Consider the following 22,802-nt stretch of genomic DNA (forward strand, 5'->3'; position numbering starts at 1 on the left):
CTCAGTCTGCAATCGTTTGAAGCAGTTCGCTTTCGATGATGTTCTGAATCCTTGCGTCACCCAAGCCCGGGCCGGAGACGAGGAAAGTGTCTTCGACCCGTTCGCCCAGCGTGGTGATCTTGGCCAGTTGGAGGTCGATGTGGTGTTTGGCCAGAACCTGGGCGATGCCGAACAGCAGACCGGCCCTGTCGTGCGCCGTCACGCTGAGGATCCAGCGCTGTCCGCGGTCGTCGGGGCGCAGGCCCACGCGCGGGCTGACCGGGAAGTTGCGCACCCGGCGCGACAGTCGTCCGTGATGCGCAGGCGGCAGCGGGCCGGTGCCACTCAGTTCGCCCAGCAGGGAGGTTTCGATCACGCCGATCATGGCGCGGTCGTGCACCTTGGTGTGCGGGGAGACGACGACGAAGCTGTCGAGCGCCCAGCCGTTGTTCGTGGTGTGGATCTTGGCGTCGAGAATATTGAAGTTCTGACTGTCGAAATAGCCGCAGATGCGCGCAAAGAGATCGGGGCGGTCGGGCGCATAGACCAGCACTTCCAGTCCTTCGCCCTCGGGAGCCAGTCGTGCGCTGACCACCGGGCCGGCATTGGCGACGCGGGCGTAGAGCTTGCGGGTGTGCCAGGCGATGTCCTGCGGATCGTTGCGCAGGAAATAGCCCATGTCCAGCGTGTCCCAAAGCGGTTTCTGCGCACCTTCGGGCAGGGCGTAGAGGTTGAGAATGCGTTGGGCCTCGCGCTGCCGCAACTGGAGTTCGGCCTCGGGCTGCGGCGTCTGGCCGCCGAGGGCGCGCAGCGTGGCGCGGTAGAGGTTTTCGAGCAGTTTTCCCTTCCAGGCGTTCCAGACCTTGGGACTGGTGCCGCGGATATCGGCAACGGTCAGCAGATAGAGCGCGACGAGGTGGCGCTCGTCGCCCACGCGCTGGGCAAAGGCGGCGATGACTTCGGGGTCGCTCAGGTCTTCCTTCTGCGCCACGCGGGACATCTGCAGATGCTCGCGCACGAGAAAGATGGCGAGCTCGGTGTTGGCGGCGTCGATGCCGTGAGCCTTGCAGAAATGACGGGTTTCGATGGCACCCAGATCGGAGTGGTCGCCGCCGCGCCCCTTGGCGATGTCGTGGAACAGGGCGGCCAGAATGAGCACCCAGGGCGGGTCGAAATGGGCGGCCAGCTCCGAGCAGAGGGGGTACTCGTGCGCGTGCTCGGGCATGAAAAAGCGCCGCATATTGCGCACGACCATCAGAATGTGCTGATCCACCGTGTAGACATGGAACAGGTCGTGCTGCATCTGCCCGACGATGCGCCGGAAGGCCCACAGATAGCGCCCGAGCACGCTGGTGCGGTTCATCAGCCGCAGGGCATGGACGATGCCGTTGGGCGCCTGCAGAATGCGCACGAACTGCTCGCGGCTGCGCGGGTCGTGGCGGAAGGCGCTGTCCATGCGCGTGCGCGCCAGATAGATGGCGCGCAGCGCGGCAGCCGACAGTCCCCGGGCGCCCGGAGCGCGCTGAAACACCGCAAAGATCTCCAGCAGCGTCCAGGGCTGTTGCTGGAACAGTTGGAGATCGGCCGGCTCGATCATGCCGTCGCGCAGCACGTATCGGCCGTCTTCCACGCCGTCGAGGCCCACGATGGGCTGGGCCTGGGCCACCGATTGCGGCCACAGCCGGCCTTCGATGTCGAGCAGCACGATCTGGTTGATCTGCTCGACGGCCTTGGCCGCCCAGTAGTAGCGCTGCATCAGGAGTTCGCCGGCGCGTTTGCTGGGCGTTGGCGCAAATCCCAGCACCTTGGCCACCGCCGATTGCTGGTCGAACACCAGGCGGTCTTCGCGTCGGCCCGCCAGCATGTGCAGGTGCGCACGCATGCGCTTGATCACCGTCTCGTTGCGCTGGATCTGGCGGACGGTGTTGGCGTGGATGATTCCACAGGCGGCCAGCTCCTTCCAGGTGCGGCCCATGCCACTGGCCTGCGCCACCCAGAGCAGGACCTGCAGATCGCGCAGCCCGCCGGGACTTTCCTTGCAGTTGGGTTCGAGCGCGTAAGGGGTGTCCTCGAACTTGAGATGCCGCTGCTGCTGCTCGCGCATCTTGGCCTGAAAGAAGGCGCGGGCGTCGAGATGCTCGAAAAACCTGGCCTGCATCGCCTCGGCCAGCGCGCGATGGCCGCACAGAAAGCGCGACTCCAGCAGTGCCGTCTGTACCGTGATGTCCTTGGCCGCCTCGTCGATGCAGGCCTCGACCGTGCGCACGCTGGCGCCGATCTCCAGGCCGCTGTCCCAGCAGGCTGTGATGAAGCCCTCGGCCGCCGCATCGGTGGCGGGGTCGCTGCCCTGGGCGTGGGGCAGCAACAGCAGCAGATCGATGTCGGAGTGCGGAAACAGCTCGCCGCGTCCATATCCGCCCACCGCGATCAGCGCCGCTTCGGGCGGCATGCCGGTTGCCGTCCAGAGCGTTTGCAGCGTCTGGTCGGCCAGGCGGGTCAGTCCGTGCAACAGCGGTGCCACTTGGCGCGGGTGCCGGGCGAAGTGGTTGAGCAGGACGGCCCGCCCCTGCTTCCAACCCTGGCGGATGTCGCTCAGCAGACCCCCGTCGGGGCTGGCGGCAACGACAGCGGCGGCAGTCATGGGCCTGGATGCGTGCGACGGCGTTGAAGGGCCTGAGGGCGCGCCCTCAGGCGGCGACGGCAGGCTGGCGGACGAAACCGGGCGCCGGCTGGCAACCTGCCGAGGTGGTCAGCACCTCGAAGCCTGTGGGCGTGACCAGCACCGTGTGCTCCCACTGCGCCGAGAGCGAGCGGTCTTTGGTGACGATGGTCCAGCCGTCGGCCATTTCGCGGATGTCGCGCCGCCCGGCATTGATCATGGGCTCGATGGTGAAGGTCATGCCTTCGCGCAGCACCTCGCCCGTGCCCGCCTTGCCGTAGTGCAGCACCTGCGGATCTTCATGAAATTTGCGCCCGATGCCGTGTCCGCAGAACTCCCGCACGATGCTGTAGCCCGCGCTCTCGGCAAAGGTCTGAATGATGTGGCCGATGTCGCCCAGCCGCGCACCGGGCTTGACCAGTGCGATGCCGTGCCACATGGCCTCGAAAGTGATGTCCACCAGCCGCTGCACGTGCTTGGGCACGGCGCCGATGCTGAACATGCGGCTGCAATCGCCGTGGAAGCCGTCTTTGATCACGGTGACGTCGATGTTCACCACATCGCCGCTTTTCAGCGCCTTGTCGTTCGGAATGCCGTGGCAGATGACGTTGTTGACCGAGGTGCAGATCGACGCGGGGTAGGGCGTGTAGCCTGGGGGCGCGTAGTTCAGCGGGGCCGGAATGGCCTGCTGCACCTGGGTGATGTAGTCGTAGGCCAGCTTGTCGATGGCCTTGGTCGTCACGCCGGGCTGAACGTGCGGCGTCAGGTAATCGAGCAGTTCGGAGGCCAGTCGCCCGGCCACGCGCATCTTCTCGATGTCTTCAGGGGTTTTGATGGTGATGCTCATGGCGCAATTATCACACTGCCGCCCCGGCGGCGTTGGCGGAAGAGCCCTGTTGTCGCCAGCGGTGCATTGCCGCGTTGGCCGCTTTCTATAATTTCGCGCTGATCTCCCTCCTCCCGCCTCGCCCATTCCGGGTTCCCGCATGCACATCCTTTTCTTCGAAGGCGCCAGCGCCTTGTCCGCCTTTCGCCAGGACGCCCTGCAGACGCGTCTGCGCCAGTCCGAACCGGAAATTGCCGCCAGGGTGCGTCGCATCCACGCCCGTTATGTGCACGTCGTCGCGCTCGACGCCGCGCCGTCATCGGCGCTGAGCGACAAGCTCGAAGGTCTGCTGCGCTATGGCGATCCCTATGTCGGCCCCAGCAGTGGGCAGACGCTTTTCGTCATGCCGCGTCTGGGGACGTTGTCTCCCTGGGCCTCGAAAGCCACCGATATCGCCCGTCTGTGCGGCGCGCCGGTGCACCGGGTGGAACGGGCGGTGGAGTATCGCCTTGAATTGGAAAGCGGCTTGTTGCGCGCGGCCAAACCCTTGTCCGATGACGAATGGCTGCGCCTCGCTGACCTGCTGCACGACCGCATGACCGAGTCGGTGGCGCTGCGGCGCGAGGTTCTGGAGCGCCTGTTCGCCGAACTGCCTCCCCAGCCCCTGCAGCATGTGGATGTGCTTACGGGCTCCGTCGATGCCGGGCGATCGGCACTGGCGCGGGCCAATGCCGAGCAGGGTCTGGCGCTGTCGAACGACGAGATCGACTATCTGCTGGAGGCCTACCGCAAGCTGGGGCGCAACCCCACCGATGTCGAACTGATGATGTTCGCCCAGGCCAACAGCGAACATTGCCGCCACAAGATTTTCAACGCCCGCTTCACCATCGACGGCGTCGATCAGCCGCACACGCTGTTCCAGATGATCCGCAACACCCACGCCTTGGCGCCGCAGGGCACCGTGGTGGCCTATGCCGACAATGCTTCGGTGATGGAGGGCGGCACGGTGCAGGTCTGGCAGCCCGAGCCGGGTACGCACCACTACGCCGCACAGGAAGCGTTGCGGCATGTGCTGATGAAGGTGGAAACGCACAATCACCCCACGGCCATTTCGCCGTTTCCCGGCGCCGCAACCGGGGCTGGCGGGGAAATCCGCGACGAAGGCGCCACCGGCCGGGGTTCGCGCCCCAAAGCCGGGTTGACCGGATTCTCGGTCTCCAATCTGCGCCTCCCCGGGGCGGAAGAGCCCTGGGAGGCCGATACGGCCAAGCTGGGCAAGCCCGGCCACACCGCCAGCCCGCTGCAGATCATGCTCGACGGGCCGCTGGGCGGCGCCGCGTTCAACAACGAGTTCGGTCGACCCAATCTGGCCGGGTACTTCCGCGTGTTCGAGCAGCCGGTGGACGGCAAGGTCTGGGGCTATCACAAACCCATCATGCTCGCCGGCGGTCTGGGCTCCATCGATGCCGGCCTCACGCACAAGAAGGCCTTTCCCGCCGGCACGCTGCTGGTTCAGCTTGGCGGCCCCGGCATGCGCATCGGCCTGGGCGGCGGCGCGGCGTCGAGCCTGGCCACCGGCAGCAATGCCACCCACCTCGATTTCGACTCGGTCCAGCGCGGCAACCCTGAAATTCAGCGACGCGCCCAGGAGGTGATCAACGCCTGCTGCGCGCTGGGCGAGGGCAACCCCATCCTGTCGATTCACGATGTCGGCGCCGGTGGGCTGTCCAACGCCTTTCCCGAACTGGTGGAAGGCGCTGGGCGCGGCGCCGTGTTCGAGTTGCGTGACGTTCCACTTGAGGAAACTGGCCTAAGCCCTCGTGAAATATGGAGTAATGAAAGTCAGGAACGCTATGTTCTGGCCATCGCGCCCGATCAGCGTGACGCTTTTGCGGCCTTGTGCGAGCGCGAGCGCTGCCCCTTTGCGGTCGTGGGCGTGGCGACGCAGGAGCAGACCCTGATCGTCGAGGACCGCCTGCACGCCGACCAGCCCGATCAGGCCCGTCCGGTCGATCTGCCGCTGGACGTGCTGCTGGGCAAGCCGCCGCGCGTGCACCGTCAGGCGCAGCGGCAAAGCACGCAAGGCGCGGCGCTCGATCTGGCCGAAGTCGATCTCGCCCAGGCCTGCGAGGCGGTGCTGCGTCACCCCACGGTGGCGAGCAAGCGCTTTCTCATCACCATCGGCGACCGTACGGTGGGCGGCCTGAGCCACCGCGATCCCATGGTCGGCCCCTGGCAGGTTCCGGTGGCCGACTGCGCCGTCACCCTGGCCGACTACGCCGGTTTTCGCGGCGAGGCCATGAGCGTGGCCGAGCGTGCGCCCGTCGCGGTGCTCAATCCAGCCGCGTCGGGCCGGCTTGCGGTGAGCGAGGCGGTGCTCAACCTGCTCGCCGCGCCGGTGCAAAAGCTGGGCGACATCAAACTGTCGTGCAACTGGATGGCCGCCTGCGGCCAGCCCGGCCAGGACGCCGCGCTGTACGACACCGTGCACGCCATCGGCATGGAACTGTGCCCCGCGCTGGGCATTTCGGTGCCCGTGGGGAAGGATTCGCTATCGATGCATACGCGCTGGGAAGACGCGGGGCAGGCCAAGAGCGTGACCTCGCCGGTGTCGCTGGTGGTGTCCGCCTTCGCCACGCTGCCCGATGTGCGCGGCACGCTCACGCCGCAGTTGCGCAGCGATGCGCCCAGCAGCCTGATTCTGGTGGATCTGGGGCTGGGCAAGAAGCGCATGGGGGCGAGCATCCTGGCGCAGACCTTGGGGGCGATCGGCGATGTCACGCCCGATCTCGACAGCCCGGAGTTGCTGAAATCGTGGGCCGCGGCGCTGGCCGAACTGCGCGCGGCGGGCCAGATCTGGGCCTATCACGACCGATCCGATGGCGGCCTTTGGGCCACGGCCTGCGAAATGGCCTTCGCCGGGCATTGCGGGATCAGCCTGAATCTGGATCTGCTGACGATGGACGGCGGCGAAGCCGACGACTGGGGCGATGCCAAGGACTGGGCCAAGCAGGTCGGCCCGCGTCGTCACATCCAGACCTTGCGCGCGCTGTTCAACGAAGAGCCGGGCGTGCTGCTGCAAGTCGCGGCGGAGCGGCGCGATGCCGTGCTGCAGACTTTGCGGCGCCATGGCCTGTCCGCGCACAGCCATGCCGTCGGCTCCGTGAACGACCGTGATGTCATCGAAGTCTGGCGCGACACGCAATGTGTTTACACCGCCCCGCGAGCCACGCTGATGCAAAGCTGGGACGGCGTCTCGTGGCGCATGTCGATGCTGCGCGACAACCCTGAATGCGCCCAGGCCGAGCACGATGCGCTGGCCGACGCCGCCGATCCGGGGCTGCACCAGCACCTGAGCTTCGATCCGCAGCACGACATCGCCGCGCCCTTCGTCGCCCGCGGCGCGCGTCCGCAGGTCGCCATCCTGCGCGAGCAGGGTGTCAATTCGCAGGTGGAAATGGCCTACGCCATGGACCGTGCCGGGTTCGACACGGTAGACGTGCACATGAGCGATCTGATGGCGGGCCGGGCGCGGCTGGGCGACTTCCGCGGCTTCGTCGCCTGCGGCGGGTTCAGCTACGGCGACGTGCTCGGCGCGGGCGAGGGCTGGGCCCGGTCCATTTTGTTCAACCCCGAGCTCGCCGATCAGTTCGCACGCTTCTTCGGTCGCCCCGACACGTTTGCCTTGGGCGTGTGCAACGGCTGCCAGATGCTGGCCGCGCTCGCCCCCATGATTCCGGGCGCCCGCGCCTGGCCGCGCTTCACCCGCAATTCCTCCGAGCAGTTCGAGGCGCGGTTGTCGTTGGTCGAGGTGGCCGAGTCGCCGTCGATCTTCTTCCGGGGCATGGCCGGCAGCCGCGCGCCGATCGCCGTGGCGCATGGAGAGGGCCGCGCCGACTTTTCCCAACAGGGTGACGCCAAGCTGCTGCAAGTGGCCATGCGCTTCGTCGATCATCACGGCCAGGCCACGGAGCACTATCCCTTCAACCCCAACGGCAGCCCGGAAGGCATCACGGCGGTGACCACGCCCGATGGACGCTTTACCGCCCTGATGCCGCACCCCGAGCGGGTGTTCCGCAGCGTGCAGATGAGCTGGACCCCGGAGGAGCAAGGTGAAGACAGCCCGTGGATGCGCATGTACCGCAACGCGCGAGTGTGGTGTGACTGAACCCGCCGCGCCGCGGCAGCGTTACGCGGGGGTCGACACCCTGCGCGGCCTGGCCGTGCTGTGGATGATGTCGTTCCATTTCAGTTTCGACCTGAACTGGTTCGGCTTCATCCACACCGACTTCTACACCAGCCCGTGGTGGCTCGATCAGCGCATCGCCATCGTCAGCCTGTTCGTCTTCACCGTAGGGCTGACGCAGACCTTCACCGATGTGAGCGGCCGTCCGGCGCGGCAATTCTGGACGCGCTGGGCGCAGATCGCCGGGGCTTCGCTGCTGGTCACGGCGGGCAGTTATGCGGCCTTTCCCCACAGCTTCATCTATTTCGGCATTCTCCAAGGCATCGCGGCCATGCTGCTGCTGCATCGGCTGGTGTTCCGTCATGCCCGGGCCTGGGTGCTGTTGCTCGCCCCCATCGCCATCGCGGCACCGCAGCTCTGGGGGCATGCGTATTTCAATCCGCCCCTGTGGAACTGGACCGGGCTGATCACTCAAAAGCCCATTACCGAGGATTACGCGCCCTTGCTGCCGTGGATCGGCGTGCTGTGGATCGGCGCGGGCGTGGGCTGGCTGCTGGCGCGGGTGCAGTTCCGGCCGCTGCGTCATCTGCCCGTCGTGCGTCCGCTGTCCTTTCTCGGACGTTGGCCGCTCACCATCTACCTGCTGCACCAGCCGGTGTTCGTCGGGCTGGTGTGGCTGGCGGCGCATCTGCGGGGAGCATGAGGGTGGAAGAGCCAGTTGACTATCTGCTGCACTACGGTGACAGCGACCACTGGTTTTTCATCCCCCAGGCCAGGGACGAAGACGACGCGATGCGCTACTTCTTCTGCATCGAAGGCTATGGTCAAAGCCGGACCTTGGGCACGCTGCGGCCGGAACTCTGCGTGATCGTGCCCCTGAACGACTATCTGCGAGACCGCGATCAGGTGGATCGCCGGGTCGATGCGATGCGTCGAGCCCTCCGCACCCGCCAGGACGCCGACGAAGTGCTCTGACCCGAAGGCCGCAACGCGGCATCAGCCAAAGCCGTGGCTCATCAGCGTGGCCAACAAGGGAATGACGACCATCACGTGAGACTGCGCCATCAGCCAGCGGCGCTCCCTTCTGACGGTGGCGTGCGCGAGTTGCCAGCCGGCGCCTTGCTGCGACTGATGATGCCAGTGCCGCAGCCTGAGGGTGGACGGCCACGACATGGCGGCCATCAACGCCTGAAGAACCGCCTTGGCCCACAGCAGAGGGTTGTGCAGCAGCCAGTCAGGCCCCTTCGATCCCCAGAAGATCAGCGCCAGCCCGCTGGCCAGCACCGCGGCAAAGCTGACCCAGACCCAGGCATCCAGTCGGCGCAGCCGGGGCAGGGCCGTGAGGTCCAGCGCATCAGGGCGCATCTGGCTGGTCTTGGCGGTGAGAAACACGGCCAGACCCAACATGGCCGAGAGATGCAGGTAGAGCAGCAGGGCGTCGGTCAGCATCGGATCACGCCTGTCTGTGCGCCGCCACCGGGGCTATGGCCTGCGCTCGCAGCGTCACAAAGTGCTGCAGCGGGGGATGCAGGCAATCCGCCAACGTGGCCTGGTTCAGGCGGACATAAAACGCCTCGGTGGCATCGCTGAGCAGGGGCTTGAGCAGACAGAGCGGCGTGAGGGTGCAATGGCCACCCCCGGGGCGCAGGCACTCAACCAGCCCTTGCCCCTCCTCCAACCAGCGCACAAGGCTGCCAAGGAGAATTTCATTAGCTTGTTTAAGTAGGCGAACGCCCCCACCAGACCCGCGCTGATTCTGCACGTATCCGCCTTGCGCCAGACGTTGCAGTACCTTGACCAGATGTTCACGAGAAACATCAAGAGTAAATGCTATCTCTTTGCTATTTAATGAATCTGTGCCTGCTGATGCCAAAATCATCAAGGCGCGCAAACCATAGTCCGTGAATTGTGTCAGCTTCAAAGGAAACCTTGCCCGGCGGGATGAATGACTCTATAGTGGTATTTTATATTCAACTATAAGCGCCTGATTGGCGCATCCTACCGTGAATCCTCTCAACCCGCCAGAACGCGAATTAAGCCTGTTCCGCCAGATTCTTGATGATGCGGGCGACCGCACCGATCCGGACGCGCGACGCGCCGAACTGGCACGGCAACTGCGTGAGCAGACGGGCCTGGACGAGCAGGCACTCGGTCGGCTGGTACGCCGCTTCTATGCAATGGCACGCCAGGACTCCGAGCTGGGTGCGATCTTCGAAGCCCACGTGGCCGATTGGGAGGCGCATTTCGCCCGGCTGGTCGACTTCTGGGCCTCGGTCGGTCTGCTTGCGGGACGCTATCACCGCAATGCGCTGGCGGCCCATCGCCCGTTGCAACTGCAGCCCAGGCACTTCGAACGCTGGCTTGCGTTATTCGAGCGGGCCTTGCGCCATGAGGTTTCGCCCCAGGCGACCGAGCATCTCATGGCTATCGCGCGGCGCATTGCGGCCACCTTGCGAAGCCGGTTGTGCACGGACGCGGCTATTGAAGGGCTCATGCCCTGACCACCGCGGGGCGAATGCCCGCGGCGGACAGTAGCCCCAAAGGGCAGCGCTGAACAAGGCCTTCGCGCGGCCAGGCGCGCGCCATCACGAGCACTTGTTCAGCGTCACCTTACTTCTTGCCCTTGATGCTTTCGAGGTAGTCCGCGATTACCGGCACCTGATCGTCGGGAATCGGCGCCTTGAAGGTGTTCTTCATTTTGTTGACTTCCACCAGCCAGGCGGCCTTGGGCAGATCGGGCTGATTCATCACCATGCCCACCGAGTGACACATCAGACAGTAGGTGTTGGCGGCCTTGGCGCCCGGGCCATCGCCCGGAAAGACGCGGGTGCTGCTGGGCAGCGCAATGGACTGGGTCTTGAGGGTGAGGGCGTGCGCGGGTGCTGCGGCGCATGCGCCGAAAATCAGCGCGGCGCCCAGGGCGCGCAGCGCGGCGCCGGTCGTGTTTTGAGTCATGTGTGTTCTCCCTGTCAAACGGCCATCAGCTTGGTGGATTCGACGATGTTGCGCATGAAGCCGCCGGGGTTCCAGTTGGGCGTCATGGGCTGTTTCAGGCCGTCCGAATTGGTGCAGCGGACCATCACGGTCTGGTCGCCCTTGGCAAACTTGAGATGCGCGCTCCACTGGCGGAAGCTGAACTTGCCGTAATCGCGGCCGAGTTGGGTCGGCATCCAGGTCTTGCCGCCGTCGATCGACACGTCGACGGCCCTGACGCCGGTATCGCCACCGAAGGCGATGCCGCGCACCAGCTCCGGACGACCGGCGCCGACTGACGCGCCGTCCTTCAGATTTGTGACGAACGAGCGCGGCACCATGCGGTTGATGGGCACGAACTTCACGTCCTTTTCGCCCGGCGTCATATTGGCTTGCGGCCAGTTGTCGGGGATGGTGTAGGCCGGCTTCATCCAGAAGTTGGTGTCTTCCTCGTTGAGCACGCGCACGTGCTGCAGCATCTTGGTCCAGTAGGTCGCGTACCAACCCGGCACCACGAGGCGGAAGGGGAAGCCGTTGAGCAAGGGCAAGGACTGGCCGTTCATCTCCCAGGCAATCATCACATCGCCATCCCGGGCGTGATCCACAGACAGCGACTTTTTCAGATTCGGCGCCGTCGATACGACGGGACGCTCGGCACCCTCGAACTGCACCTGTACCGCCCCCGCCTTGACGCCCGCGGCATCGAGCACGTCCTTGAGCCGCACGCCGACCCATCGGGCATTGCCCATCGCGCCATTGCCCCACTCGCCACCCGACACGCGTGGCTGAAAGAAGCCGCGGGAATTGCCTGAGCACTGGTTGACGGCTGCGAGTTCGACATGTTTGAAATGCTTCATCAGGTCGAACACGGTGAACTCCAGCACCTTGTCCACATGGCCGCTGATGCGCACCTTGTGGGTATGCGGGTCCATGGTCGTGGGAATGTCCGCCCAGTGCCAGCGCACATAGAACTGATTGACTGGCGTGAACACGCCTTTGTCGAACACCGACCAGGGCGTTTCCAGCAGCGGTGGGCGGGTGCGCTGCAGAACCATCTCTCCCTTGCCAGGGAAAGATGCCGTCAGTTCACGCTGGTCTGCGCCGCCTGAAAAGGGCAAGTTGATGGTGTCGGCCGCCAGGCTGGTGCGGGCGAGTGCCAAAGCGCCCAGGCCTGCCGCCGCCGTTTGCAAGAAGTGCCGCCGTGCCTGCGGGTCGGGGGTGTGATCGGTCTGTTTCATGCCATTCCTCCTCGGTGTGATGGACAGACGCGTTGCATTTCGTCGCGTCCTGCCGTGATTTATAACCAGCCGGGGAGGGTCTGAATAATGGATTGAATCAGTCGATCAAAGCAATTTTTTCGATGAATGAGGTCGGGAGCGACGATATATTCATGGGAACATATTCAATTTCTAACCCATTGAATATGAACAGGAAATTTCAGAACCATGGCGAGTTGATCGCAATATTCGGATGCGATGAAATAGATTTTTCGAGAGTGTTGTACGGAATCCCGAAAGTGGGTTGTCTTTTGTCGATTTAATTACATTCAGACACGCGACAAGATGGGCCCAATGCCCTGTTCGACGACATTCAGTCCTCGCGACGACAGGGCGTCGCGGGCGCGCGGCCCTGGCGGCATAACACCTCGTCCGCCCTCAGGCGGGGCTGGAATGCAGCATCTTCGCGGGTACGCCCTGGCGCTCGTAGCGGTCGAGGCCCAGGCCGGCGGTGCTGATGTCGGGCTTGCGGTTCAGGACCAGGTCGCTGACCACGCGGCCAGAGCCGCATGCCATGGTCCAGCCCAGGGTGCCGTGGCCGGTATTGAGGAAGAGGTTGGCGAAGCGGGTCGCGCCTACGATCGGCGTGCTGTCGGGGGTCATGGGGCGCAGCCCCGTCCAGAACGTGGCCGACGGCAGATCGCCACCCGGGAACAGGTCGCGCGTGACCATCTCCAGCGTTTCGCGTCGGCGCGGATTCAGGCGAAGGTCGAAGCCGCCCAGTTCGGCCATGCCGCCGACGCGGATGCGACGGTCGAAGCGGGTGAGGGCGATCTTGTAGGTTTCATCCAGCACGGTCGATTGCGGCGCGCGCGATTCGTCCACCAGAGGCACGGTGAGGGAATAGCCCTTGACCGGGTAAACCGGCAGGTCGAGGCCCAGCGGCGTCAGCACATCGCGGGTGTAGCTGCCCAGCGCCAGCACGTAGCGATCAGCGGTGAGCACGTCGTCACCCACGCGGACGCCCGTGATGCGATGGCCATCGGTTGACAGGCCCTGAATCGTCTGGCCGAACGCGAACCGCACGCCCAGCGCGCGCGCCATCTCGCCCAGACGGGTGGTGAACAACTGGCAATCGCCGGTTTCGTCGTGAGGCAGGCGCAGCCCGCCGGTCAGGCGGTCGCGGGCATGGGCCAGCGCGGGCTCCGCCTGGGCAAGCTGATCGCGGTCAAGCAGCTCGTAGGGCACGCCGCATTCTTCCAGCACGGTGATGTCGCGCTGCACGGCGTCAAGCTGGGCCTGGCTGCGGAAGACCTGCAGCGTGCCGCCGGTGCGCTGCTCGTAGGCGATGCCGGTCTCGGCGCGCAACGCCTGCAGGCTGGCGCGGCTGTACTCGGCCAGCCGCATCATGCGCTCCTTGTTGACGGCATAGCGCTCGGCGGTGCAGTTGCGCAGCATCTGCGCCATCCAGCGCACTTGCCACAGACTTCCGTCCGGCCGGATCGCCAGCGGCGCATGCCGCTGGAACATCCATTTCAGGGCCTTCAGCGGAATGCCGGGGGCGGCCCAGGGTGTGGAATAACCGGGAGACACCTGACCGGCATTGGCGAAGCTGGTTTCCATCGCACAGGCGTTCTGCCGGTCGATGACCGTGACCTCGGCGCCCGACTTGGCGAGGTAGTACGCCGTGGTGGTTCCGATCACGCCGGCGCCGAGAACGATGACTTTCATTGCGAATGCCCTGTGGTTGGTCGATGCGCGAAATTTAGTCGGGCTCAAGCAGAAATATCACTTGTTTTTAGCCACTTCGGCAGTGAAAATCGCTGCCACTGATCAGCCTTCCTCCTCTTGCCCGTTATATGTACGAACTCGATCGCATCGACCGCCGCATTCTGGACATCCTCCAGCGGGAGGGGCGCATCGCCATGACCGAGCTGGCCAGCCAGGTCGGGCTGTCGGCGTCGCCCTGTACCGAAAGGGTCAAGCGCATGGAGCGCGCCGGGGTGATCACCGGCTACAACGCCCGCGTCAGCCCGGAGGCGCTGGGCAAGTCCCTGCTGGTCTTCGTCGAGATCAAGCTCGCCTCGAAGTCGGGCGATGTGTTTGACCGCGTGCGCCAGGAGCTTTTGCACATGCCCGACGTCATGGAGTGCCATCTGGTCTCGGGCAGCTTCGACTATCTGGTGAAATTCCGCCTGCGGGGCATGAAGGAATACCGTCATCTGCTGGGTGACATTCTCAAACGGCTACCTGTCTCGGCCGAATCGCACAGCTATGTGGTGATGGAAGAGATCAAGGAAAGCCTCTTCCTGCCGACCGACCGCTGAGCGTTTGTGAACCTTTCGGGCATGCGACGCTTTATTTCAAGGACTTCCCATGATTGAACGACTTCACGTTGGCCCGCGCCTGAGCGAGGCGGCCATTTCCGCCGGCACGGTGTACCTCGCCGGTCAGGTGCCCGAACTGCGCCCCGACGCCGATCTGGAAGACCAGACCCGCGAGGTGCTGGGTCATATCGACCGCCTCCTGCACGAATGCGGCAGCAGCAAAGCCCATTTGCTCAGCGTACAGATCTTCCTCGCCGATATCGCCGACATCGGGCGCATGAATGCCGTCTGGGATGCCTGGGTGGCGCCCGGCCATACGCCGCCGCGGGCCACCGTGCAGGCCGCGCTGGCCGACCCGCGCTGGCGCCTCGAAATCGTGGTGGTGGCCCGGCAGAGGGCAACCCCTTCGGCGTCATAAGCCCCGGCCTGCAAGGCAGGCGCAACGGCCGCAAAATGCCGTCATGCACACCCTGAAAAACATCGCCTTATCCCTGCTCGATCTCGTTGCCGTGCGTGAACCCGGCACCGTCGCCGACGCTTTGCAGATCACCCTGCGCACCGCGCAACATGCCGAGACGCTGGGCTTCAAGCGGTACTGGCTGGCCGAGCACCACAATCTGGCCGGCGTGGCGAGTTCGGCCACGGCCGTGCTCGTCGGCTATGTGGCCGCGGGTACGCAGCGCATTCGGGTCGGCTCCGGGGGCATCATGTTGCCCAACCATGCGCCGCTGGTCGTGGCGGAGGCTTTTGGCACACTGGCCGAGCTTTATCCGGGGCGGATCGATCTGGGTCTCGGACGCGCCCCCGGCACCGATCCTCTGACCATGCGGGCTTTGCGCCGCGACCGCGTCGAGCGTGAAGAAGACTTTCCGCGCGACGTCGCCGAACTCGTGCGCCTGCTCGGCCCGGCCGAGCCCGGCCAGCGCCTGGTCGCCATGCCCGGTGCTGGAACGCAGGTGCCGATCTGGCTGCTGGGCTCCAGCCTGTTCTCCGCCCGATTGGCAGCGCAGCGCGGCTTGCCCTATGCCTTCGCCTCGCACTTCGCGCCACGCTTTCTGCATCAGGCCCTGGCGCTGTATCGAGAGGAGTTCCAGCCGTCCTCCCATCTGGATCGGCCTTATGTGATCGTGGGCGTGCCCCTGATGGCCGCGCCGACGGATGAGGAAGCGCAGTTCCTGGCGAGCAGCACCTATCAGCGCGTGCTGGGCATTCTCACGGGTCAGCGCAGCCGCTTGCAGCCGCCGGTGGCGGGCTATCTTGAGCAGCTTCATCCCCAGGAGCGGGCTGCGGTGCACGATTTTCTGGCGGCCGCCGTGATCGGCAGTCCGGAGACGGTGCGCCAGGGTTTCGCCGCACTGGCCGAATCGACCCGGGCCGATGAATTCATGCTGGTGAGCGATGTGTTCGATCCGGCGCTGCGGCTGCGCTCGCTCGACATTGCTGCACAAGCCTTGATGTAAGCGCCGTGCACGAATCGCCGGCATCGCCCGAATCGCAGCGTCTGGACAAGTGGCTTTGGGCGGCACGCTGGTTCAAGACGCGCGCACTGGCCGCTGCCCAGTGCGATCGGGGCCGCGTCCAGGTGAACGGACATCCGGCGAAACCCGCCAAGGAGGTGCGCATCGGCGATGTGCTGCGCATCGAGCTGGAGCGCGAACGCCGGGAGATCGAAGTACGGCAGGTCGGTCTGCAACGCCAGTCCGCACCGTTGGCGCAGGGCATGTATCTGGAGACCGAGGACAGTCGGCTGGCACGGGAGCGACAGGCCGAGCTGAGGCGCCTGAGTCCCGAGCCCCAGGCCTCGCGCCAGGGGCGTCCCAGCAAGCTGGATCGGCGGGAGCTGCAGCGTATGCTCGACCGCACGCTCGATTGACTCTCGATCTCCGAACATGTCCGGCACCGCCCGTCTCCACCCCCGTCATCCCCGCTCATTCAAGCCGCTGAGCGGCGTTCGAATCGTCACGCTGGCGCTGAACCTGCCCGGCCCGGCCGCCGCGGCGCGCCTGAGGACGCTGGGGGCTGAAGTATCGAAGATCGAGCCGCCCGGCGGCGATCCGATGGCGCAGATGTCGCCAGCGCTCTACCGCGCGCTGCACAAAGGCGTGCCCGTGTGCACCCTCGATCTGAAGACAGCCGAGGGCGAGGCCGCGCTGCAGGAGACGCTGCAGCACAGCGATCTGCTGCTCACCGCGTTCCGCCCGGCGGCGCTCAAGCGCCTGGGTCTGGACCGGCGCAGCCTGGCCGCCCGCCATCCCCAGCTCAGCGCCGTCTTCATCGTCGGCTACCCCGGCGCCCAGGCCCACCTGCCGGGCCACGACCTCACCTTTCAGGCCGAAGCGGGGCTGATCGACTCGGCCCGCCTGCCCAGCACCCTGCTGGCCGACATGATGGGCGCCCTGCTGGCGACCGAGGCGGCCATGGGGGCGCTGCTGCAGGCGAAGCTGCAGGGGCAGGGCGCGCGGCTCGAAATCGCCCTGTCCGACGCCGCCGGGTTTGCCGCCGTCCCGCGTGGGCTGGGCATGACGGCGCCGGGCCAAATGCTGGGTGGTGCGCTGCCGGAGTACGGCGTCTACACCTGCGCCGACGGCCTGGCAGCCATCGCGGCGCTCGAAGCGCATTTCCAGCGTGCGCTGGCCCAGGTGGCGCAAGGCACGACGCATCGGTCGATCGCCCGCTGGTGCAAATCGCACACCGTGGCGCAACTGACCGCACTGGCGCAGCAGCACGACCTGCCGCTATGGGCATGGCCGACCTGACGCCAGCGGCTCATCCCGAGGCCGATCTGACACCACGCATGCGCGAACTGCTGCAACGCATCGCGCGCGCGGGCCAGCTTCCCTTCTGGACACAGACGCCGTCACAGGCCCGGGCCAGCTACGCGCGCATGTCCCAGGTACTCGACTTCGCGCCGGCCGATCTGCCTCTGGCGGACACGCTCGATTGTCCGAGTCGGGACGGTGCGCGTCTGGCCCTGCGCCGCTACGCCGCCCGCGCCGCGGACTGGCAGGCCCCGCAGCCCGCGCTGCTGTATCTGCATGGCGGGGGTTTTGTCATCGGCAGCGCCGCCACGCATGACGCGCTCTGCCGCGAGCTTGCGCTGCGTTCCGGGTGGATGGTGCTCTCGCTCGACTACCGGCTCGCGCCCGAACACCGCTTTCCCACGGCGTTCAACGACAGCTGGGATGCCTTGCAATGGCTCGCTGCGCATGGCGACATGCTGGGCGTGGACCCCCACTGTCTGGCCGTGGGCGGAGACAGCGCCGGGGGCACGTTGGCCGCGGCCTGCGCCCTCGCGGCACGCGATGCCCAGCTGCCGCTGGCCCTGCAACTGCTCTTCTACCCCGGCATGGGCAGCGCGCACGAAACGCCTTCGCAGCAGCGCTACGGCCACGGCTTTCTGCTCGAGCGCGAACAGATCGACTGGTTTTTCGACCTCTATCTGCGAGATCAAGCCGATGCCGACGACTGGCGTTTCGCGCCGCAGCGCGCGGCCGATCACCGAGGCGTCGTGGCCGCTTGGATCTCGGTGGCCGGCTGCGATCCCCTGCGTGATGAAGGGCTGAGCTACGCCGCGCAGTTGCGTCGGGCGGGCGTGGCGGTCGAGGCGACGGAGTGGGCGGGCGTCACCCACGATTTCATCAAGATGAGCCGGGCGCTGCCCGAAGCCGAACAGGCCGTCGAGGCCGCGGCGAAGGCCTTGCGGGCGGCCTCGGCGCCAAGGGAATGAGGCAGCCTCAATCCGGCGCCGTGAGCGCGTAGGGCAGGGCGCGTACCTGCAACGCCGGGCCGTCGATGCTGCCCAGGTGCAGCCCGGGTTGTTCGGCCAGGGCGATTTTCAGCTCCGCCAGGGCCCACCAGGTTCCAGCCGCATCCACCGCTGCGTTGACCACCACGCCGCAGGGCTGCCCCGGATCGGCCGTGTGCACCACCTCCTGAGCGGGCTGCATCGCCGCGGCGCCCGAAACCAGGTAGGTGCGGCGCTTGAGCGTGCCGCGGTATTGGCTGCGCGCCACCACTTCCTGCCCCGGATAGCAGCCCTTCTTGAAGTTCACCCCGCCGATGTGTTCGAAATTGAGCATCTGCGGCACGAACATCTGCTGCGTGGCGGCCACCAGATGCGGCAGCCCGGCGCGAATGTCCTGAAGCGCCCAGTCGGACGCTGGCAGCACCGGGATATCCGCAAGGCGTGCACGAAGCTCGGTCAGCGCCGGCTGCCCCGCCTCGGCCAGCAGCAGGCAGCGCACGCTCGCGTCGGCCTGGGGCAGGCGCACCAGCAGCGCGCCGCCGGCGATTGGGCGCACCGACCAGGGCTGCGCTGGCGGCGCGAGCTCCGCCGGATAGTCGTCGGCGGACTCGCCCAAGAGCCCGTAGCGGGATCCTTGCGCGCTGACATCGTCGAGCGTGCATTTCAGGCGCAGCACGAACATGCGCAGGCGCTGCAGCGCAGAAGCGGCAATCGAGGCGTCGAGCAGCAGCGCGATCTGTTCCGGGCCAGTCTGCACGGCGACGAAATCGGCCAGCATGCGGCCCTGGGGATTGAGCATCGCCGCCAACTTTGCTTCTTCGGGTTGCCAGTGCTGAAAATCCTGGCTGAGCTGGGCCTGCAGCAGATCGGCGCCTTGGGGGCCTGAAATGCGCAGGACGGAAATCGAATCGAGGGGGCAGGACGACAGAGGCATGGAGGGGCGGAAGCAGCGTGAACAGGCCCTACTATAGGAAGGTTTCTCGCTCCGGGCGCGCAGCGGCGCGTACCGTGCGCAGCGGGACCTTCTTCCGACACCGTGCGTTTTCTCAAAAATCTCCTGCTTCTTGCCCTGATGGCCCTGCTGATGCTGATTGGCGCAGGGGTCTGGTGGGCCAACCAACCCATCGCGCTGCGGGAGACCCCGCTCGATTTTTCGGTTCGGCCGGGCAGCTCCGCGCTGTCGGCGGCGAGACAGATCCGGGCTCAGGGCGCCGACCTTCAGCCTCGCCTGTTCTATTGGCTCGCCCGGGTGACTGGCAGGGGCGCCGAGCTCAAGGCCGGCAGCTACGAGATCAGCGCCGGGATGACGCCCTGGGCCTTGCTTGAGCGCATGGCACGGGGCGATCAGACCTTGCTTGCCCTGACCATTCCAGAGGGTTGGACGTTCGAGCAGATGTTGCAGGCCATGGCGGCGACACCCGGACTGCAGCACGACGTCGGCAACCTCACGCCGCAGCAGATCATGCAGCGCATCGGGGCACCCGAGCAGATCCCGCCCGAGGGTGCGTTCTTTCCCGACACCTACCTCTATGCGCGGGGATCGTCGGAGATCGACGTCCTGCGCCGCGCCTACCAGGCGATGCGCAAGCGGCTCGCCGTGGCATGGGCGCGGCGCGCGCCCGATCTGCCGCTGCAAACCCCGGAACAGGCGCTGGTGCTGGCCTCGCTGATCGAAAAAGAGACCGGACGCCCGCAGGACCGCGAGAAGATCGCCGCAGTCTTCGTCAATCGTCTGCGCGTTGGCATGCCGCTGCAAAGCGATCCGACCGTGATCTACGGAATGGGGCCGCGCTTTCATGGCAATCTGACCAAGCGCGATCTGCAGACCCCGAGCCCCTACAACACCTACATCATCAGCGGCCTGCCGCCAACGCCCATCGCCCTGCCTGGCGAAGCCGCCCTGCAGGCCGCCCTGCACCCCGCGCCGATCAAGGCGCTGTATTTCGTCGCCCGCGGCAATGGCACCAGCCAGTTCTCCGACACTCTCGCCGAGCACAATGCTGCGGTCGCCCGATACATTCTCAAAACGCAATGAGCGCACTCAACCCCTATCGCCCCGGCTTGTTCATCTCCCTCGAAGGCATCGATGGCGCTGGTAAATCGACGCAGCTGCAGGCCGTGGTCGACGTTCTTCGGGCCGCCGACCGTGAGGTCGTCCTCACCCGCGAGCCGGGCGGCACCGAGATTGGCGAAAAGATTCGCGACCTGCTGCTGCACCAGACGATGCGCCCGGCCACCGAGGCGCTGTTGATGTTCGCTGCGCGGCAGGAGCATGTGCTGCAAGTCATCGAGCCGGCCCTGCTCAACGGTGTGGACGTGGTCTGCGACCGCTTCACCGCGGCGACCCTGGCCTATCAGGGGGGCGGCAAAGGCATTCCCACCGAGCGGCTCGACGCCCTGGCGCGCTGGGTTCACCCTGGACTGCAGCCCGATGTCATCGTGCTCATCGATGTTCCTCCTGAAGTGGCGGCGCAGCGTCTGGCGCAGACCCGCCAGCGCGATCGCTTCGAGCAGGAAAGCGTGGATTTTTTTGTCCGCGTACGCGCCAATTATCTGCAGCAGGCTGCGGCGGCGCCCGGTCGATGGCTCGTCGTCGATGGCACCCAGACGCCCGACAGCGTGCAGAAAATCATCACAGAACACTTGAGCAATACGCTTCAAGTCGTTGAGGCAAAATGAATTCAGCCTGGCTGGTTCATGCCCCACAAGGCTATGGAAAATGGCCCTTGCTGCAGCGGGCCGCTGCGGCGCTGCTTTGTGAGTCGCCGCAGAGCCCCGCGGCTTCAGCGGGTGAAGCGAGCCGCCTGCCTTCGGCGCTGACGGCGCATCGAGCCTGCGGTCATTGCGCGAGTTGCGCGCTGCTGGCGGCGGGGACGCATCCGGACTTTCTGATTGCCGCCCCCGAAGCGCTGTGGACGCAGCTCGGCCTCCATCTGGCTGATGAGCCGTCCGCCCGGTCGGAGGCCAAGACGGCCGCCAGTCACGACATCCGCATCGAGCAGATCCGCCGCTTGAATGATTGGGCGGTGAGCACCAGCCATCGCGGTCGTGCCAAGGTTGCGTTGGTCTATCCCCTTGACGCGCTCAACCCCGCCGCGGCAAACGCCCTGCTCAAGACCCTCGAGGAGCCGCCGGAGGATGTGCAGTTTCTGCTCGGTGCCCACCGCGTCGACGCGGTGCTGCCCACCTTGCGCAGCCGGTGTCGGCTGGTCGCTCTGCCTCGCCCCAGCATGGCGGAGGCGCAGAGCCAGTTGGGACCGTTGGGCAGCGCCGCGGCGAAAGAGGCCGTTCTCGCCTGGTCGCAGGGGGCGGTCTATCAGCCCAACCCCGCCGCGGGCCTGGAGTGGGCCGAGGCCCTGATCGACGCGGTGGCGCGGCAGGCGGCGCTGGAGGTGTCGTCGTCCGTCCTGCCGCCGCCGCCCGACCCGATGGTCGGCGTGGAGACCTTGTTGAAGATGGGCTCCGACCTGCAGCGCGTGCTGGCGGGCGGAGCCCCGATCTATCTGCCGCAGAAGGCCCAGGCCCTGACGGCCATGGCCAGCCGGACGCGCCCCCTCAGGCTCACCGGCGCTCTGCGAACCTGGACCCTCCGACAGCGGCTTGCCGGATTTCCCCTGAACCAGGCACTCGCCAGCGACGCGCTGCTCCTAGAATTCGCTCAGCTTTTCTCCCGAGGAGATTGATCCATGGCGACTCCACCCCGTCCCGCCGCTGCAGCAGCGAACAAGCCCCGTGTGCTTCAGCTCGCCATCAAGGAAAAACCGGCACTGTATGCGTCCTATATTTCCTTCTTTCCCGAAGGCGGCATCTTCGTGCCCACGCCGCACGAGTATCGGCTGGGGGAGGGGGTCTATCTGCTGCTCACCATCGTCGATGATCCGCAGCGCTATCCCGTCGAGGGCAAGGTCGCGTGGATCAACCCGGCCAACGCTGCCAACCACCGCCCTCAAGGCATCGGCGTGCGCTTTCCCGCCGACGACAAGGCCCGACAACTCAAGGTCAAGATCGAAGAAGCCCTGGGCGCCGCCGAGGCCAGCGGCAAGCCGACCAACACCATCTGAACCGACCTGAAACATGACCGCTGCGCTGACCGACTCGCATTGCCATCTCGCCTATCCCGGCCTGGAGGAGCGTCTGGACGCGGTGCTGGCGCAGATGCAGGAACGGGGCGTGACGCGCGCGCTCAACATCTGCACCACGCTGGAGGAGTTCGACGCCGTGCACGGCATCGCGCTGCGCTACCCGGGCGTGTGGGCCTCGGTGGGCGTGCATCCGGACAACGAAGGCGTGCGCGAACCCACGGTCGAAGATCTGACGCAGCGGGCCGTTCTGCCTCGTGTGGTGGGCATTGGCGAAACCGGGCTGGACTATTACCGTCTGGGCGAACGCACCGTGGCCGACATGGCCTGGCAGCGCGAACGGTTTCGCGTGCATATCCGCGCCGCGCTCCAGCTCGACAAACCGCTGATCATCCACACCCGCGCCAGTGCGGACGACACCCTGGCCATTCTGAGCGAGGAAGGGCAGGGCCGCGCCCGCGGGGTGATGCACTGCTTTACCGAAAACTGGGATGTGGCACGCCGCGCCCTCGATCTGGGTTTTTACATTTCCATCGCCGGTATCGTGACGTTCAAAAACGCACAGGCCCTGCGCGACGTTGCCATACAGATTCCCGCCGACCGCTTGCTGATCGAAACCGACAGTCCCTACCTGGCGCCCATGCCGCACCGCGGCAAGACGAATGAGCCCGCCTATGTGGTTATGTGGCTGACTACCTGGCTGAATTGCGGGGCGTGGACACCGCTGATCTCGCCATGCAGACCAGCGAGAATTTCACCCGACTGTTTCTACAATAAATCAATTGGTTGCAGTTAATCGTTCAAGTTCTTT

The 22,802-nt window shown here is 66.0% G+C and carries 22 protein-coding genes and 1 pseudogene; 15 read left to right on the top strand and 8 right to left on the bottom strand.

The genetic code is table 11. The features are described 5' to 3' along the window. Position 1 precedes the first annotated feature (1 nt). Positions 2-2,620, bottom strand: coding sequence for a [protein-PII] uridylyltransferase (locus BVH73_RS15235; RefSeq protein ID WP_079420136.1), 2,619 nt, complete (start codon positions 2,618-2,620; stop codon positions 2-4). Between the two features lie 46 nt (positions 2,621-2,666). Further along, positions 2,667-3,485, bottom strand: a complete 819-nt coding sequence (map, locus tag BVH73_RS15240; RefSeq protein ID WP_079420138.1) for a type I methionyl aminopeptidase — start codon at positions 3,483-3,485, stop codon at positions 2,667-2,669. A 139-nt stretch (positions 3,486-3,624) separates the two neighbouring features. Here map and purL point away from each other — a divergent pair, with 139 nt between their 5' ends. Genes purL through BVH73_RS15255 form a run of 3 tightly spaced genes read left to right on the top strand, consistent with a single transcriptional unit; the run spans position 3,625 to position 8,625 of the window. Beyond that, on the top strand, positions 3,625-7,632 hold the full coding sequence (purL, locus tag BVH73_RS15245; RefSeq protein WP_079420140.1) for a phosphoribosylformylglycinamidine synthase: 4,008 nt from the start codon (positions 3,625-3,627) through the stop codon (positions 7,630-7,632). Beyond that, on the top strand, positions 7,625-8,353 hold the full coding sequence (locus tag BVH73_RS15250; protein ID WP_079420142.1) for an acetyltransferase domain-containing protein: 729 nt from the start codon (positions 7,625-7,627) through the stop codon (positions 8,351-8,353). Before purL ends, BVH73_RS15250 begins: the two co-directional genes overlap by 8 nt. Positions 8,354-8,355: 2 nt before the next feature. Beyond that, on the top strand, positions 8,356-8,625 hold the full coding sequence (locus tag BVH73_RS15255; protein ID WP_079420144.1) for a hypothetical protein: 270 nt from the start codon (positions 8,356-8,358) through the stop codon (positions 8,623-8,625). A 21-nt stretch (positions 8,626-8,646) separates the two neighbouring features. Here BVH73_RS15255 and BVH73_RS15260 read toward each other — a convergent pair whose 3' ends face one another. Beyond that, positions 8,647-9,099, bottom strand: a complete 453-nt coding sequence (locus tag BVH73_RS15260; RefSeq protein WP_079420146.1) for a DUF2214 family protein — start codon at positions 9,097-9,099, stop codon at positions 8,647-8,649. Positions 9,100-9,103: 4 nt separating this feature from the next. After that, a complete protein-coding gene (locus BVH73_RS15265; protein WP_079420148.1) occupies positions 9,104-9,571 on the bottom strand; it encodes an Rrf2 family transcriptional regulator in 468 nt (155 codons plus the stop codon). Positions 9,572-9,653: 82 nt separating this feature from the next. Here BVH73_RS15265 and BVH73_RS15270 point away from each other — a divergent pair, with 82 nt between their 5' ends. Further along, positions 9,654-10,151: a group III truncated hemoglobin gene (locus tag BVH73_RS15270; protein ID WP_245800361.1), complete on the top strand. Its 498-nt coding sequence runs from the start codon at positions 9,654-9,656 to the stop codon at positions 10,149-10,151. Between the two features lie 109 nt (positions 10,152-10,260). On the opposite strand, the gene BVH73_RS15275 is transcribed toward BVH73_RS15270, so the two are convergent. The 3 genes from BVH73_RS15275 to BVH73_RS15285 all read right to left on the bottom strand — a co-directional run bounded on the left by BVH73_RS15275 (position 10,261) and on the right by BVH73_RS15285 (position 13,571). After that, positions 10,261-10,605: a cytochrome c gene (locus BVH73_RS15275; RefSeq protein ID WP_079420152.1), complete on the bottom strand. Its 345-nt coding sequence runs from the start codon at positions 10,603-10,605 to the stop codon at positions 10,261-10,263. A gap of 14 nt (positions 10,606-10,619) precedes the next feature. Beyond that, a complete protein-coding gene (locus BVH73_RS15280) occupies positions 10,620-11,861 on the bottom strand; it encodes a molybdopterin-dependent oxidoreductase (RefSeq protein WP_079420154.1) in 1,242 nt (413 codons plus the stop codon). Between the two features lie 417 nt (positions 11,862-12,278). Further along, positions 12,279-13,571: a D-amino acid dehydrogenase gene (locus BVH73_RS15285; RefSeq protein WP_079420156.1), complete on the bottom strand. Its 1,293-nt coding sequence runs from the start codon at positions 13,569-13,571 to the stop codon at positions 12,279-12,281. Positions 13,572-13,699: 128 nt separating this feature from the next. Here BVH73_RS15285 and BVH73_RS15290 point away from each other — a divergent pair, with 128 nt between their 5' ends. From BVH73_RS15290 to BVH73_RS15315, 6 genes are read left to right on the top strand one after another with little or no spacing between them, the layout of a single operon-like run. After that, positions 13,700-14,167: a winged helix-turn-helix transcriptional regulator gene (locus tag BVH73_RS15290; protein WP_079420158.1), complete on the top strand. Its 468-nt coding sequence runs from the start codon at positions 13,700-13,702 to the stop codon at positions 14,165-14,167. A gap of 49 nt (positions 14,168-14,216) precedes the next feature. Beyond that, on the top strand, positions 14,217-14,585 hold the full coding sequence (locus BVH73_RS15295) for a RidA family protein (protein WP_079420160.1): 369 nt from the start codon (positions 14,217-14,219) through the stop codon (positions 14,583-14,585). Between the two features lie 43 nt (positions 14,586-14,628). After that, positions 14,629-15,627: an LLM class flavin-dependent oxidoreductase gene (locus tag BVH73_RS15300; RefSeq protein ID WP_079420162.1), complete on the top strand. Its 999-nt coding sequence runs from the start codon at positions 14,629-14,631 to the stop codon at positions 15,625-15,627. A 5-nt stretch (positions 15,628-15,632) separates the two neighbouring features. Next, positions 15,633-16,040 carry an RNA-binding S4 domain-containing protein gene (locus BVH73_RS15305; RefSeq protein ID WP_079420164.1) on the top strand — a complete coding sequence of 136 codons (408 nt, stop codon included), beginning with the start codon at positions 15,633-15,635 and terminating at the stop codon, positions 16,038-16,040. Positions 16,041-16,056: 16 nt separating this feature from the next. Then, positions 16,057-16,923, top strand: a complete 867-nt coding sequence (locus tag BVH73_RS15310) for a CoA transferase (protein ID WP_079420166.1) — start codon at positions 16,057-16,059, stop codon at positions 16,921-16,923. Further along, positions 16,911-17,894, top strand: coding sequence for an alpha/beta hydrolase (locus tag BVH73_RS15315; protein WP_079420718.1), 984 nt, complete (start codon positions 16,911-16,913; stop codon positions 17,892-17,894). The genes BVH73_RS15310 and BVH73_RS15315 overlap by 13 nt, the downstream gene beginning before the upstream one ends. Positions 17,895-17,901: 7 nt before the next feature. Here BVH73_RS15315 and ygfZ read toward each other — a convergent pair whose 3' ends face one another. Next, entirely contained in the window at positions 17,902-18,846 is a 945-nt protein-coding gene (gene ygfZ / locus BVH73_RS15320) for a CAF17-like 4Fe-4S cluster assembly/insertion protein YgfZ (protein WP_079420168.1), read from the bottom strand. Between the two features lie 138 nt (positions 18,847-18,984). Between ygfZ and mltG the strand changes: the two genes are divergently transcribed. The 5 genes and pseudogenes from mltG (at position 18,985) to BVH73_RS15345 (ending at position 22,768) form a co-directional block, all read left to right on the top strand. Continuing rightward, the gene (gene mltG, locus BVH73_RS15325) at positions 18,985-19,947 is read left to right on the top strand and encodes an endolytic transglycosylase MltG (RefSeq protein ID WP_179947981.1); all 963 of its coding nucleotides are present in this window, start codon (positions 18,985-18,987) and stop codon (positions 19,945-19,947) included. Beyond that, positions 19,944-20,591 (top strand): dTMP kinase, encoded by a 648-nt coding sequence (tmk, locus tag BVH73_RS15330; protein ID WP_079420172.1) that lies wholly within the window; start codon positions 19,944-19,946, stop codon positions 20,589-20,591. The genes mltG and tmk overlap by 4 nt, the downstream gene beginning before the upstream one ends. Next, entirely contained in the window at positions 20,588-21,595 is a 1,008-nt protein-coding gene (locus BVH73_RS15335; protein ID WP_079420174.1) for a DNA polymerase III subunit delta', read from the top strand. The genes tmk and BVH73_RS15335 overlap by 4 nt, the downstream gene beginning before the upstream one ends. 3 nt (positions 21,596-21,598) lie before the next feature. Next, positions 21,599-21,973 carry a PilZ domain-containing protein gene (locus BVH73_RS15340; protein ID WP_079420176.1) on the top strand — a complete coding sequence of 125 codons (375 nt, stop codon included), beginning with the start codon at positions 21,599-21,601 and terminating at the stop codon, positions 21,971-21,973. Between the two features lie 13 nt (positions 21,974-21,986). Next, a pseudogene (locus BVH73_RS15345) lies at positions 21,987-22,768 on the top strand (TatD family hydrolase). The last annotated feature ends 34 nt before the right edge of the window (positions 22,769-22,802 follow it).

Origin of the sequence: Thiomonas intermedia (genome assembly GCF_002028405.1) — a bacterium.
Classification (GTDB): domain Bacteria; phylum Pseudomonadota; class Gammaproteobacteria; order Burkholderiales; family Burkholderiaceae_C; genus Thiomonas; species Thiomonas intermedia.

Excerpts from the sequence above, each read along its gene's own strand:
- tmk (WP_079420172.1), top strand. The coding sequence starts at position 19,944 with ATGAGCGCACTCAACCCCTATCGCCCCGGCTTGTTCATCTCCCTCGAA.
- map (WP_079420138.1), bottom strand. The coding sequence starts at position 3,485 with ATGAGCATCACCATCAAAACCCCTGAAGACATCGAGAAGATGCGCGTG.
- BVH73_RS15340 (WP_079420176.1), top strand. The coding sequence starts at position 21,599 with ATGGCGACTCCACCCCGTCCCGCCGCTGCAGCAGCGAACAAGCCCCGT.
- BVH73_RS15335 (WP_079420174.1), top strand. The coding sequence starts at position 20,588 with ATGAATTCAGCCTGGCTGGTTCATGCCCCACAAGGCTATGGAAAATGG.
- BVH73_RS15295 (WP_079420160.1), top strand. The coding sequence starts at position 14,217 with ATGATTGAACGACTTCACGTTGGCCCGCGCCTGAGCGAGGCGGCCATT.
- BVH73_RS15275 (WP_079420152.1), bottom strand. The coding sequence starts at position 10,605 with ATGACTCAAAACACGACCGGCGCCGCGCTGCGCGCCCTGGGCGCCGCG.
- BVH73_RS15300 (WP_079420162.1), top strand. The coding sequence starts at position 14,629 with ATGCACACCCTGAAAAACATCGCCTTATCCCTGCTCGATCTCGTTGCC.
- mltG (WP_179947981.1), top strand. The coding sequence starts at position 18,985 with ATGGCCCTGCTGATGCTGATTGGCGCAGGGGTCTGGTGGGCCAACCAA.
- BVH73_RS15235 (WP_079420136.1), bottom strand. The coding sequence starts at position 2,620 with ATGACTGCCGCCGCTGTCGTTGCCGCCAGCCCCGACGGGGGTCTGCTG.
- ygfZ (WP_079420168.1), bottom strand. The coding sequence starts at position 18,846 with ATGCCTCTGTCGTCCTGCCCCCTCGATTCGATTTCCGTCCTGCGCATT.
- BVH73_RS15285 (WP_079420156.1), bottom strand. The coding sequence starts at position 13,571 with ATGAAAGTCATCGTTCTCGGCGCCGGCGTGATCGGAACCACCACGGCG.
- purL (WP_079420140.1), top strand. The coding sequence starts at position 3,625 with ATGCACATCCTTTTCTTCGAAGGCGCCAGCGCCTTGTCCGCCTTTCGC.
- BVH73_RS15260 (WP_079420146.1), bottom strand. The coding sequence starts at position 9,099 with ATGCTGACCGACGCCCTGCTGCTCTACCTGCATCTCTCGGCCATGTTG.
- BVH73_RS15315 (WP_079420718.1), top strand. The coding sequence starts at position 16,911 with ATGGCCGACCTGACGCCAGCGGCTCATCCCGAGGCCGATCTGACACCA.
- BVH73_RS15310 (WP_079420166.1), top strand. The coding sequence starts at position 16,057 with ATGTCCGGCACCGCCCGTCTCCACCCCCGTCATCCCCGCTCATTCAAG.
- BVH73_RS15280 (WP_079420154.1), bottom strand. The coding sequence starts at position 11,861 with ATGAAACAGACCGATCACACCCCCGACCCGCAGGCACGGCGGCACTTC.
- BVH73_RS15290 (WP_079420158.1), top strand. The coding sequence starts at position 13,700 with ATGTACGAACTCGATCGCATCGACCGCCGCATTCTGGACATCCTCCAG.